General features: G+C 55.8%; 12 protein-coding genes and 1 pseudogene. 5 read left to right on the plus strand and 8 right to left on the minus strand.

Annotation, left to right across the window (positions count from 1 at the left end; translation table 11 throughout):
• Window positions 1–11: 11 nt before the first annotated feature.
• Both RT120_RS14515 and RT120_RS14520 read right to left on the minus strand, forming a co-directional pair.
• The gene (locus RT120_RS14515) at window positions 12–1,181 is read right to left on the minus strand and encodes a DNA repair protein (RefSeq protein ID WP_312983601.1); all 1,170 of its coding nucleotides are present in this window, start codon (window positions 1,179–1,181) and stop codon (window positions 12–14) included.
• A 185-nt stretch (window positions 1,182–1,366) separates the two neighbouring features.
• Window positions 1,367–1,528 carry a DUF1127 domain-containing protein gene (locus tag RT120_RS14520; protein ID WP_312983603.1) on the minus strand — a complete coding sequence of 54 codons (162 nt, stop codon included), beginning with the start codon at window positions 1,526–1,528 and terminating at the stop codon, window positions 1,367–1,369.
• A 175-nt stretch (window positions 1,529–1,703) separates the two neighbouring features.
• Here RT120_RS14520 and RT120_RS14525 point away from each other — a divergent pair, with 175 nt between their 5' ends.
• Complete coding sequence (locus RT120_RS14525; RefSeq protein ID WP_312983605.1) at window positions 1,704–3,122, plus strand: PLP-dependent aminotransferase family protein; 1,419 nt, start codon at window positions 1,704–1,706, stop codon at window positions 3,120–3,122.
• A gap of 40 nt (window positions 3,123–3,162) precedes the next feature.
• On the opposite strand, the pseudogene RT120_RS14530 reads toward RT120_RS14525, so the two are convergent.
• From RT120_RS14530 to RT120_RS14545, 4 genes and pseudogenes are all read right to left on the minus strand, one after another.
• Window positions 3,163–3,966: pseudogene (locus tag RT120_RS14530) on the minus strand (SAM-dependent methyltransferase); the annotation flags it as partial.
• Window positions 3,920–4,174 carry a YjhX family toxin gene (locus RT120_RS14535; RefSeq protein ID WP_312983607.1) on the minus strand — a complete coding sequence of 85 codons (255 nt, stop codon included), beginning with the start codon at window positions 4,172–4,174 and terminating at the stop codon, window positions 3,920–3,922. The gene RT120_RS14535 and the pseudogene RT120_RS14530, both read right to left, overlap by 47 nt.
• A 278-nt stretch (window positions 4,175–4,452) precedes the next feature.
• Complete coding sequence (bla, locus tag RT120_RS14540) at window positions 4,453–5,316, minus strand: class A beta-lactamase (RefSeq protein WP_312983609.1); 864 nt, start codon at window positions 5,314–5,316, stop codon at window positions 4,453–4,455.
• Window positions 5,317–5,415: 99 nt separating this feature from the next.
• Window positions 5,416–6,558: an MFS transporter gene (locus RT120_RS14545; RefSeq protein WP_312983611.1), complete on the minus strand. Its 1,143-nt coding sequence runs from the start codon at window positions 6,556–6,558 to the stop codon at window positions 5,416–5,418.
• A 93-nt stretch (window positions 6,559–6,651) separates the two neighbouring features.
• Here RT120_RS14545 and RT120_RS14550 point away from each other — a divergent pair, with 93 nt between their 5' ends.
• Window positions 6,652–7,440: a helix-turn-helix transcriptional regulator gene (locus RT120_RS14550; RefSeq protein ID WP_312983613.1), complete on the plus strand. Its 789-nt coding sequence runs from the start codon at window positions 6,652–6,654 to the stop codon at window positions 7,438–7,440.
• Window positions 7,441–7,487: 47 nt separating this feature from the next.
• Window positions 7,488–8,444, plus strand: coding sequence for a UV damage endonuclease UvsE (locus RT120_RS14555; RefSeq protein ID WP_312983615.1), 957 nt, complete (start codon window positions 7,488–7,490; stop codon window positions 8,442–8,444).
• Window positions 8,445–8,448: 4 nt separating this feature from the next.
• Here RT120_RS14555 and nepI read toward each other — a convergent pair whose 3' ends face one another.
• Both nepI and RT120_RS14565 read right to left on the minus strand, forming a co-directional pair.
• Window positions 8,449–9,630, minus strand: coding sequence for a purine ribonucleoside efflux pump NepI (gene nepI, locus RT120_RS14560; RefSeq protein ID WP_312983617.1), 1,182 nt, complete (start codon window positions 9,628–9,630; stop codon window positions 8,449–8,451).
• A gap of 112 nt (window positions 9,631–9,742) precedes the next feature.
• Window positions 9,743–10,675 carry a LysR family transcriptional regulator gene (locus tag RT120_RS14565; protein WP_312983619.1) on the minus strand — a complete coding sequence of 311 codons (933 nt, stop codon included), beginning with the start codon at window positions 10,673–10,675 and terminating at the stop codon, window positions 9,743–9,745.
• 99 nt (window positions 10,676–10,774) lie between these two features.
• Between RT120_RS14565 and RT120_RS14570 the strand changes: the two genes are divergently transcribed.
• Window positions 10,775–11,209, plus strand: a complete 435-nt coding sequence (locus RT120_RS14570) for a DMT family transporter (RefSeq protein WP_312983621.1) — start codon at window positions 10,775–10,777, stop codon at window positions 11,207–11,209.
• A gap of 9 nt (window positions 11,210–11,218) precedes the next feature.
• Window positions 11,219–11,680 carry a DMT family transporter gene (locus RT120_RS14575; protein ID WP_312983623.1) on the plus strand — a complete coding sequence of 154 codons (462 nt, stop codon included), beginning with the start codon at window positions 11,219–11,221 and terminating at the stop codon, window positions 11,678–11,680.
• The last annotated feature ends 114 nt before the right edge of the window (window positions 11,681–11,794 follow it).

Raw genomic sequence — 11,794 nt, forward strand, 5'->3', positions numbered from 1 at the left:
ACGGCCCGCTACTACGCTGCAACATCACTCTGCGCTTCGTTAACCTGGTGTTCGAGCGAGGCGCGCACGTCGTGCAGGGCTTTCTCCTGTTGGGCAAAATACGCTTCCATATTGTTCAGCGACGAGACCAACAGCCAGGATTCTTCTTTTTCCAGCTCCGCCAGTTCGTTCACCAGGGTATCGATTTGCTCGCGAACCTGCGACATTCTTTTACGGATCCGTTCCAGATCGTTCAGTCTGTCGCTGGCCATCAGCGGCTCAAAGCCGTGTTGCAGGCGGGCAACCAGTGAGCGAATGGCCTTCACATCGCCGCGCTGCTTCGCCTGATTAAGCTGTACCATAATGGCATTCGCTTCTTCTTTTCGATCCTCGGCGACTAAATCTGGGTGGCAGAGCTTGCTTGCCTGGCGCCACAGCCGTTTCAGCTCGTTGCGGTCCTCTTCCGACAGCGCCTTGCCTTTACGCAACCGAATCTCCGCATCGTGGTGCTGTTCGCGGTATTTCTCGAACTCTTCGTTTGCCCGGTCCCGGGCCTTCCGCGCAGGCTCTTCTTCGCGGGTTAACCCCGTTTCCAGTTCCAGCGCTTCGGCGAGTAGATTGGCAATCAGATCGCTTTGCTGTTGCAGATGCTTACGCGCATCGGCAGCCTGTACGGAATCCGCCGGCAGTTCGCGCCAGCGTTGAGTGAGCGTTGCCAACACCTCCACCGCCTGGGCCATATAGTGCTGGCAGCGGCGATAATCTTCTTCACGGCGACGCGCTTCAGCCTGCTGGCGGCGCAGGTTCAGCTCCGCCAGCGTTTTGCGCAGAGAAAGGATCTGCTGCATTAACGGCCCAAGGCGCGAGAAATAGAGATCGTTAAACTCATCCAACTGCTGTACCCGCGCATTGCGGCGGTCAATGAGATCGCGCAGGCGCTCCTCCAGCGCTTTCAGTTCCAGCTTACTGGCCGCCATTTGCGGATCGCGCCACTGCGTCATGGCACGCTGGCTTTGCAGCCAGGCAGTAATCGCTGCCATCGCGGTGGTGTAGTTTTTCGCTTCGAGCGCCGTGATGATGGCCTGTAGCTCATCGCCAAACGCTTCGTTTCTCAGCCGTACCAGTTGGTTCTGAATGATGTCGTCATCTTCCAGCTCAATGGCATTTTTAATGATTTCCAGCCGTTTGATCGGTGTGCTCATGATGCTTTTCGCTTCAGCGCTTAAGTATTTGAGTTAAGGTTAGTTGTCGCTCAGTGCAGCGCAAATAATACACACGTATCATGATCGGCGCGATGGGGGAATTCTTTAGTTTCTGTCTGCTGTGACGCCTGTTTTAATCCCGGTAGGGTTATACGGAAGATTTGCCCTATAACCCCCCAGAAAAATTAAAAATCATGGCGCGAAAGCCCTACATCCTTTAACTGCTCATCACTCATGCCCTGCAAAATCCGGCGCGTCCGGTGAAGGCGATACCCTTTTTTTAGCGCTTCCCATAGCCAGATAAACACGATAAACGGACGTTTTGAACGATTTTCATTGAATTCCATGATGTTTTCCTCACTGGTTAGAGGCTTTATCATCATGCAATTCCAGCCAGGCAATACAGAGCCAAAAACTACTTTTATTTAACATACAGATTGGTTAAAACGTTATCTGAATGCCGTTTTTAGCGGCAAACTGTACCGGTTTATTAATCTGTATGATGCCACTCAAGGATACAGCATGACGCGTTACCAACATCTGGCCAATCTGCTGGCCGAGCGTATTGAACAGGGTCTGTATCGCAGCGGCGAGCGTTTGCCCTCGGTGCGTTCGCTGAGCCAGCAACACGGCGTGAGCATCAGCACCATACAGCAGGCTTACCGGCTGCTCGAAAACCTTCAGCTTATTACGCCGCTGCCGCGCTCCGGTTATTTTGTTTCGCCCCGTAAGGCGCAGCCGCCGGTCCCGGCCATGACGCGTCCGGTTCAGCGCCCGGTGGAAGTATCCCAGTGGGATGAAGTCATGACGCTGCTTGATGCGCGCGGGGATAAAGATATTGTCCCTTTTGGCAGCGGGTCGCCAGATCTCGACCAGCCTGGGCTCAAGCCTCTGTGGCGCGAAATCAGCCGGGTGGCTCAGCATCAGCCGGAAGCGGTATTGAGTTATGACATGCTCACCGGGCGCCCGGAGTTGCGCGAGCAAATCGCCCGTCTGATGCTGGACGGCGGGGCAGTGGTCTCGCCGGATGAAATTGTCGTGACCAGCGGTTGCCACGGCGCGCTGGCGATAGCCCTGCTGTCGGTGTGCAAAGCCGGAGATATCGTAGCGGTCGAGTCGCCGTCTTATCACGGCACCATGCAGATGCTGCGCGGGTTCGATATCAAAGCCATCGAAATCCCCACCGATTCGCAAACGGGTATCAGTATTGAAGCGCTGGAACTGGCGCTTGAGCAGTGGCCGATCAAAGGCGTGATTCTGGTGCCAAACTGCAATAATCCGCTCGGTTTTATCATGCCCGATAACCGCAAGCGGCAAATCCTGACATTAGCCCAGCGTCACGATATCGTGATTTTTGAGGATGATATTTACGGTGAGCTGGCGGCGGCTTACCCGCGTCCTTCCACCCTAAAATCGTATGATGTCGATGGTCGCGTATTGTTGTGCAGTTCCATTACCAAGAGCGTCGCGCCGGGCCTGCGCGTGGGCTGGATCGCGCCGGGGCGTTACTACGACAGGGTGGTGCATATGAAATATGCCGCCAGCAGTTTTGGCGTACCGGCGACCCAGATGGCGGTCGCCGCCTTTATCCGCGACGGCCACTATCATCGCCACGTGCGGCGTATGCGCCAGATTTACCAACAAAATATGGAAACGTACACCTGCCTGGTGCGGCAATATTTCCCGTGTGGAATTTGCATGACGCGCCCGCAGGGCGGCTTTTTGCTGTGGCTTGAGTTGCCTGAAGAGGTGGATATGGTTTCTGTTAGTAAGCAACTACGGCTTCAGAACATTCAGGTTGCTGCCGGCTCGCTATTCTCGGCGTCAGGGAAATACCGCAACTGTCTGCGCATCAACTGTGCGCTGCCGCCGAACGAGCGCAACCGCAATGCGCTTAAGCAGATTGGCGAGGCGGTGCAACGTGCGATGGAAGGAGCCTAAAAGCCGGTATAGCCCGCCAGGCTATACCGGCCGCTTCTCTTTAGCGCGCCATCAGGGCAAACACGCCCCAGCCGACATATTCCCGCGTCCAGGTCACATGACGTACAGGTGCCTGGGTTAGCGTCTGCCGGACTTCTCCAGCGAACGTATCGTCAGGGTTCTCCTCCAGCCAGCGGCGCATCGTTAGCCACTTAGCGGCTTCATATCTGTCCCAGCCTTCCTGGTCTGCCAGCACCATTTCCACCACGTCGTAGCCGAGCGGGTCGAATGAGGCGACAAGCTCAGGAAGCGTAAGAAAATCGCTGGCAGACGTGACGCCACATGCTCTGGCCGTCTCATCATCAGCGGGATGCAGACGCCAGTACGGCTCGCCGATAAGGATGATGCCGCCAGGCCTGAGGCTCTTTTCCAGCAGCGCAATCGTGCCGGGGACGCCACCCGCAATCCAGGTGGCACCCACACAGGCTGCCACGTCGCATTTCTCCTCAGCCACAAAACCGGCGGCGTCGCTATGGATGAAATTAACCTGCCCGGATACACCGAGTTCTTTAGCACGCAGGGTGGCCTGTTTGCTGAATAGCGGGCTGATGTCGATGCCGAGGCCGGTGATACCATAATCGCGCGCCCAGGTGCAGAGCATCTCCCCCGATCCGCAACCCAGGTCGAGGATCCGCGCACCCGGCTTCAGACGTAGCACCCGGCCAAGCGTGGCGTATTTCTGTGGCGTGAACGGATTGTGGATGCGGTGCTCGCTTTCACTAATAGTAAAAATACGTGGGATATCCATTGTGTTCTCCTTAACGGTTATCAAGCTCAGCCCGAACATTGTTGAGACCCGCGGTATTGATGCGGTAGGGCTGGCCATTGACGGATTTGATCAGTTTTTTGGTTTTGAGTTTTTTAAACACGGCGAGCGTGCAGTCGGCCAGCAGCCCTTCGCGGCTGTAGCATTCAACGGCAGTGACGCGGCCTGAAGCATCGCGGACGTAGGCAATACGTCCACCTTTGGCGAGAACGTGTAAGGTACGTTGTTCCTGACGGGATAAATTCATACTGGAAAACCTGTGTCATCATCATGTGCAAAACGTGCAAACACACAGCGGTGCCCGCATATAATTTCGGCGCATTGATAATCAGTCCGGCCTGAACAGGTCGGGGCGCTGATTATCGGATGATGACATTCTCCAGCATCAAAGCCTCGGGTTGAGTTGAAAGGTATTTACGGGGTGAATAATAACACACGGTTTTTACAGGGATATCACCGATCCTGAAAAGTGTGATCCGTTGCGGGAAACGTTATCCCGCCACGCCACAGAGTGCTACATGATGGCTATCGGTACTCAGCAAAAAGCCGCTCACCGATCTGTGCAATCGCCACATTGGCCATTTGCATTGTCGCCTCCGTTTGGGTGAGATAAATCGCCACATAAAACGGTGCCTGCTTCGGCGGGTAAACCGCGGCAATTATCGCCCGTGAACCGTAACCGCCCGCCCCGGTTTTATCGGCAATCGCCCAGCCTTTGGGCAGCGCGGCGCGCAACAGCGCATCACCGACTTTATCTTCCCGCATCCAGTTATCCAGTGTTGCCTGGTTTGCCGGCGTGAGTACCGTTGAGGTGAGAATTTTTTGCAGTCCCGCCGCCATGTTTTTCGGCGAGGAGGTATCGCGCGCATCGCCAGGCGTGGCTACATTCAGCGTCGGCTCGGTGCGATCCAGCCGGGTCACGTTATCGCCAATGCCACGCATAAACCGGGTCACTGACCCCGGCCCGCCAAGATACGCCAGAATGCGGTTGCCCGCGGTATTGTCGCTGTAACTCACCGCCGCCATGCACAGCGTGCCCAGCGAGATCGTCGCGGGAGCCAGATAGTTTTTGGCGATCGGCGCGTAGTCCAGCAGTTCATCGGGTTGGATCGTGACCTGTTCATCCAGCGATCCGCCGTTTTTCTGCAACTGCTCAAGCAGCGCGGCACAGGCCAGCGTTTTAAAGGTGCTGGTCAGCGGGAACCGCTCATCCTGCCGATAGCCGAACACCGGCTCCCCCTGCGCATTCACTACCGCCATCCCTATCCTGGCGTTAAGCCGCTTTTCCTGTTGCTGTAGAAAATCTGTCATTGCCGGGGACGTGATTGCCCTCGCAGGCGGGATCAGAGCCAGCACAATAAAAGCGGCCGCGCCAATGATACGTTTCATGATTTGTCCTTAAATGCCACGTTCGGCACGGTTTTGATCAACGGAGACAGAGACGTTTATAAAGTAAGCCGTGATAGCCGTCCACCGGCACCGCCTCGGTTAAGATTGCCTTTCAGAGAGTTTCGGTAAATAACGCCATGCGGCAATGCCGCAGAAAAGCGCGCTGATTACCAGAGACGCACCTAAGGATTGCCCCCACCCGGAAAGCGCCAGACCACAGCCAATCAACAGATAATAACAGAGGCCGAACAGCGCCCCTGCGGTTCCCCGACAGTCTCCATAGGCGCTTAGCGCCGAACCCAGCACTACCGGTATCGCCATTGAAAACGCGGCGGTAACCAGCGTCATGGGTATCAGGAACATCACCGAATGGCTGAGCCAGAAAACGCCGATGCTGCCAATAAGATTAACCGTGCAGGCGAAAGCCAATAGCCACTCCAGGCGCTTGCCTTGCTTCAGTAACCCGCGATTTATCGACGAACCGATAACCGACCCCGCCGCGAGAGCGATACCGCTGTAACCGAATACCTGCGCGTCATAATGCAGCCGTTCGAAAAGAAACGGGGCCAGGCTGTAATAGCTAAACAGGCTGACATTAAAAGAGGCGACAAGCAGGGTCGCCAGCCAGATTTTGCTATCGCCCGCCATACAAGAGACAACGGCTATAATCGGGATGTGGGTGCGTTGCGCCGGGCGTGTTTCCGGGAGCGTCAGGCAGCCAGCAAGGAGCAGCACGGCCAGGCTCGCCAGCGCGATAAAAACGCCATAGAAACCCCAACGGGATGCCAGTACACCGCCTGCATAAACGCCTATAGCGGGACTGATGGCCAGCGCGATGCCAATAAATGAGAAAATACTGGCAAGCTGATGGCCGCTAAACCTGTCGCGCAACATCGTTTGCGTCACCACCGATCCTGTGGCCGCGCCAAAGGCACTTATCACGCGAGCCGTGAGCAACAGGGTAAAGTCGTTGGCAACTAACGCGATCGCTGTTCCCAGGGCATACACGCACAGGCCCGCAATAATCGCGGGCTTTCGTCCCAGGGCATCACAGAGACGCCCCCAGAAAAGCACGCCGAAAGCGAAGCCGATAAAATAAACGGACAGGGTTTGCGCGGCGTCATCTGCGGTGACCAAAAAATGGTCGCTGATATGCGTAAGCGCCGGGCTGTACAGGGTTTCCGCAATCTGCGGGAACATAAGCAATGCGGTCATCATGACCAGTGATAAGCGGCTGAACATATTCGCCTCCTGAATTAAAGAGGCGCTATTGTAGATAAGTCATTTTTTCCACATTATAAACATAATGACTTTTTATATCGGAAATAGGACATAATGGCCTGGCTTAATGCGCATGACGCGTTCAATCCCGACATGCTGAACAACGCAGTGATCGGTATTCAGTCCGAGTTAGGTCATCACGACTCGGGCCTACATCAACATGCGATGGCGCAGATCCTGTTTACCCGGCAAGGCTGCATAAGACTGACGCTCAATGAGGGCGCGTTATTATGTCTTCTGCCTCCCACCAGAGCCGCCTGGATCCCCGCTGGCGTCAGCCATCGCGCAGAAATGAAAAATACGGTGGACTACCGTTCCGTCTGGTTTCAGCCCTCTGCGTTTCCTTCACTTCCTTGCTCCCCAGCCATACTAAATGTGTCGCCTTTACTCCATGAACTGCTGGAGCGTATTTCTGAACAGCCGTGGGAGGCGCGCTGGGACGGCGTGCCGCTATGCCATCTCGCCGCGCTGTGTGCGGCAGAAATTTGCGCGGCGGCGCATGAGCCTATGATGCTGGCGATGCCCAGGGACAAACGGCTTCGGCATCTTTCCGGCAACGAACTCCCACCGACGCTCCAGGCAACGGCAGCGCGCTCCGGTGCCAGTGAAAAAACCGTTAGCCGTATTTTCCGGCGTGATACCGGCATGTCTTTCCAGCAGTGGCGGCAACAGTGGCGGCTGATGAAGGCGGTTGAGCTTCTCTCTACCGGGCAGCGCATTACGGATACTGCGCAGGCGTTAGGTTTCTCCAGCGACAGCGCATTCGTGTACTTTTTCCGGACCATGACAGGCCGTACCCCGGGGCACTATTTCGCCACGCACCGTTTTGGCGGCAATGGCTGACGCCGATGACCTGCTACACTCAGCCGAGGCCATCTCCCGGAGGACGCATGAAATTAGGCTTTGCGTGTAAATATCTGGATGCGGACTTCAAACAACCGTTTCCCTTCAAATCCACGACGCGCACCCGATTTTTGAGCCTGGACAATGATGCACGAGCAACGCTGCTCCATACGCTCGCCACCACCAACCTCACCAACTTGTCTCTGATTTTCGAACAGATGGCCCGGCAGCCGCCCGCGCTGCGGATGATGCGTATTGGCAGCGATCTGCTGCCGCTCTATACCGTGCCCGAAGCCACGGCGCTGTATAACGAAATTTTGCCGGATCTGCGCCCGCTGTTCACGAAATGCGGGGAATTTGCCCGGGCAAGCGCTATCCGCCTGTCATTTCATCCGGGGCAGTATTCGGTGCTGGCCTCAGACAATGTGCTGGTGGTGGAAAGAGCGCTGGAAGATGTCGAATACCACACGCTGTGCGCCAGGCTGATGGGCTACGGCCAGGCCTTTCAGGATTTCAAAATCAATATTCATATGAACGGCAAAGCGGGTTTCGACGGCTTTAAACGCGCGTTCGGCAAGCTCAGCCCGGAGGCGCGGCGCATGCTGACGGTGGAAAATGATGAGATTTCCTGCTCGCTGGATGACGTATTACAGGCGAAAGCGTTATGCCCGATTGTGGTGGATATCCACCATCACTGGGTGAAAGAGAATGAATTTCTCCAGCCGGACGATCCGCGTATCGCGCTGATTACCGAGTCCTGGCGCGGGGTCACGCCGGTGATGCATTACTCCATCTCCCAGGAGGGCATCATTCCTGAACAGGGGTTCCCGGATCAAAACGCCCTGAGCGTGGCGAAAACAAAACTCAGGGCGCATTCGGATTTTTACTTTAACCCAACGCTTAACGACTGGGCGCTGTCGTTTGACGGCTTCGACATCATGTGTGAAGTGAAAATGAAAAACCTCGCCCGCGACAGGCTGTATCACACTGCGCTATCGCGGTAGCGAATCACTTCACTTTCACCTTGCTCGCCACCAGTAGCGCCGTTAACAGCATCAGCGCGCCGGAGATCGCCAGCGGCGAAAGCAGCCCCAGCGTATCCAGCGCGTAACCGCCCGCGGCCGCCCCGCAGGTATTCGCCAACTGGATCACCGCGACCTGGATTGATCCTGCTTTTTCTGCCTGATCGGCCAGCGAGCGGGTGATCCACGTTGACCAACCCACCGGCACCAGCGCGAACGACAGCCCCCAGACAACCGCGATCCCTGCCGCGACCACCTGATGGGTGCCCCACAGAATCAGCACTAAGGCGCTTATCGCCAGGATCAGCGGCGCGCAGGCCAGCGCCAGCTTCACGGAACGTTTCAGAATATGGGAAGAGAACGACGTGCCGACAAAGCTGGCGATACCAAAGCTCAACAGCACCAGCGTCAGCCCATCAACGTCAAATCCCGCCAGGTTCATATAGATGGGGCGAATATAGGTAAAGAAAGAAAATTGCCCGGCGAAGGCCATAAAAATCGCGATCATCCCGGCCAGCACGCCCGGACGCTTCAGCAGACCAAACATATTCTGGTGATGCTCGGTCTGCCCTGGCATTGCCGGTAACGCCTTCCAGACCCAGATTATGCAGGCTACGCCCATCAGCGCCGCCGCGTTAAATACGTGCCGCCAGCCGATGATCCCGCCGAGGAAACTGCCCAGCGGCGCGGCAATCACCAGCGCGATCGACACCGCGCCGAAAATCACCGACAGCGCTTTGGGGATACTGCGGGCAGGCACCAGACGCATGGTCAATGACGCCGACATCGCCCAGAAACCGCCCAGCGCCAGCCCCAGACAAGCGCGGCCAACCAGCAGCAGCGTGAAATTATCAGCAAACGAAACCAGCAAACAGGAGAGCGTCAGCAGCACGGAAAAGGCGATAACCACCCGCCGGCGATCGGTTTTGCCGATGATCTGGGTAATAAACAGGCTGGCGAACATAGCGATAAACGCCGTTACCGTAACGGACTGCCCGGCGACGCCTTCCGAGACGCCGAGATCCTGCGCCATCGGCGTCAACAGGCTCACCGGCAGAAATTCCACCGTAATCAGGCAGGCCACGCAAAACGCGACGGCAAATACTGCCGACCAGTTGGGGCGAGCTATCTCAGTAGTAAAAGGCGGCGCCTGCTGCACATCGATCATTCTTGTTACCTGGTTTGGTGTTTATCGTGAAAGTTGCGCAGTGTAACAAACTAAATCGTGATCTGATTAACATTTTGGCAACTTAACCCGCAGCAACGGGTTGCCAGACGCATTAAACCTGCCAGTAGAGCGGCTCGCCAAACACCTCAACAAAATAATCAATAACCGCCCGAACGTTGAGCGGCTGATGGCGCGTGTTGGGATAAATCGCCGCGATATGCAGCGGCTCGATCCTGATAGACGCCTCCACATCCGGCAGCAGCCTGACCAGTTCCCCCGTCTTTAACCGATCGCCAATAAGCCAGTCCGGGAACAGCACCATGCCCATACCATTGAGTGCGGCGATCAGTAATGTTTCCGCGTTGTTCGACGTGAGCAGGGGCGAGATCGGGTAGTGTACCCATTCCCCACCAGGCGCTTTAAGCAACCAGCGATTCGGGCCGGACGACCCCCGATACACCAGGCAATGATGCTGGTGAATATCGGCAGGTATTTTCGGTGCGCCGTAGCGGGCGAGATAGGCGGGTGACGCGGCGAGATGATAGTGCTGCAAACCGAAAACGCGCGCCTGAAAAGAAGAATCCGTCAGCGGTCCGATACGGAAAAGCACGTCTGCGGCATCGCGATGCGGATCGATATAGTCATCCGTCTGCGTCAGATCGATCAGCAACTTCGGGTAGCGTTCAGACAGCCCCGCCAGCCAGGGTGCAATATGCCGCTGGCCGAAAAACACCGGCGCATTAATACGCACCTGTCCGGAGGGTTGCAGGGTTCGCTCCCGCATTTTACTCCGCGCCTCTTCAATCTGCCCAAGCGTCATCCGGGCATGATCGATAAACAGATGCGCGTTTTCAGTGGGGATAATCGCCCGGGTATTGCGATAGAAAAGCTGTTGACCCAGAGCATCCTCTAACTGCTGAATCACTCGCGACACTTGCGAAGCGGAGATGCCTTCCCGCCTGGCAACCACTGAGAAATTCTGTGCCTCGTAGACGTCGATAAATATTTTCAGCGCGCGAAGGGTAATGGAGCCTGGCTCATTCATTGATGCATATCCTGCAAAGGTGTTTGATTGATTATACGGTTTTTCTCATCCATCAACCGCTATATGCTTCTCCGCCTTGATTCCAGAAGGCGGTTTGCTATGCATTTTTTACTGATTTTATTTGTGATTGCGGGAGGGATGGGGCTCTCGATAGAAGCGGGGCTGCTCGGGCCGTTGGGAAATGAAGTGGGCGACTTATGGGCGACTTTCAGCATTTTTAGCGTCGGTGCGGCGCTGACTTTTCTCCTGATGCTGTTTTTTAGCCCGCGTAGCAGCCCTTCATTTTTCGCCCAACCGGCATGGCAACTGCTGGGCGGCGTCCTCGGCCCGGTTTATGTGATTATCCTGACGGTCGCTACTCCGGCGATCGGCATTGCCATGACCATGATTGGCATTCTTGCCGGGCAGGTATTTAAAAGCCTGATCATCGATCACTTCGCGCTACTGGGCACGGCCCGCCGGCAGATCGACGCAAAACGCCTCATCGCCCTGTTATTTATTATCGCGGCGCTGGCATTAATGGCAAAAGGGTGAGGTAACACGATGGTTATTATGATGATTATTCTGACATTTATCGGCGGCGCGATGCTGAGTTTACAAGCGGCGATCAATGGTCAGTTGGGAAGTAAAGTCGGGGTTTTCCGCAGTGCGTTTCTCACCTTCTCGGTGGGCGCGCTGATCACCGCATTGCTGATTTTCTTCTTCGAACCGAAGCAGGCAATAAGCTTACTGGATGTTCCGAAATGGCAGTTGCTTGGCGCGCTGTGCGGTGTGCCCTATATCGTGATTATGGTAGTGGCCGTGCAGCGTATCGGCACGGCGGTTGCGACGGTGGCGGTGATTTTCGGGCAACTGGCGATGAGTATGCTGATTGATCATTTCGGATGGCTGGGCAATGACGCCATACCATTCTCTTTCAGCCGCCTGGGTGCGGTGATTTGCCTGGGTATCGCACTGTTCTTTATCTATTCCAGCAACCGTAAGCCTTCCCGTCATACTGCATGAGCCGCAGCGAGCTGGCGGCACAGGAACGGTAAATAACAAAATGCGGCGTCATGGCCGCATTTCCTGCCGATCGGAACCTAAAAGCAGGCCATGAAAGGAACTCTTTCATTTTTT

Source organism: Atlantibacter sp. (genome assembly GCF_032062175.1).
Taxonomy (GTDB): domain Bacteria; phylum Pseudomonadota; class Gammaproteobacteria; order Enterobacterales; family Enterobacteriaceae; genus Atlantibacter.

Bases quoted from the DNA above. Each gene is read 5' to 3' on its own strand.
- RT120_RS14555 (WP_312983615.1), top strand. From the start codon at position 7,488: ATGAAATTAGGCTTTGCGTGTAAATATCTGGATGCGGACTTCAAACAA.
- bla (WP_312983609.1), bottom strand. From the start codon at position 5,316: ATGAAACGTATCATTGGCGCGGCCGCTTTTATTGTGCTGGCTCTGATC.
- RT120_RS14515 (WP_312983601.1), bottom strand. From the start codon at position 1,181: ATGAGCACACCGATCAAACGGCTGGAAATCATTAAAAATGCCATTGAG.
- RT120_RS14570 (WP_312983621.1), top strand. From the start codon at position 10,775: ATGCATTTTTTACTGATTTTATTTGTGATTGCGGGAGGGATGGGGCTC.
- RT120_RS14535 (WP_312983607.1), bottom strand. From the start codon at position 4,174: ATGAATTTATCCCGTCAGGAACAACGTACCTTACACGTTCTCGCCAAA.
- RT120_RS14525 (WP_312983605.1), top strand. From the start codon at position 1,704: ATGACGCGTTACCAACATCTGGCCAATCTGCTGGCCGAGCGTATTGAA.
- RT120_RS14550 (WP_312983613.1), top strand. From the start codon at position 6,652: ATGGCCTGGCTTAATGCGCATGACGCGTTCAATCCCGACATGCTGAAC.
- RT120_RS14520 (WP_312983603.1), bottom strand. From the start codon at position 1,528: ATGGAATTCAATGAAAATCGTTCAAAACGTCCGTTTATCGTGTTTATC.
- RT120_RS14545 (WP_312983611.1), bottom strand. From the start codon at position 6,558: ATGTTCAGCCGCTTATCACTGGTCATGATGACCGCATTGCTTATGTTC.
- RT120_RS14565 (WP_312983619.1), bottom strand. From the start codon at position 10,675: ATGAATGAGCCAGGCTCCATTACCCTTCGCGCGCTGAAAATATTTATC.
- nepI (WP_312983617.1), bottom strand. From the start codon at position 9,630: ATGATCGATGTGCAGCAGGCGCCGCCTTTTACTACTGAGATAGCTCGC.
- RT120_RS14575 (WP_312983623.1), top strand. From the start codon at position 11,219: ATGGTTATTATGATGATTATTCTGACATTTATCGGCGGCGCGATGCTG.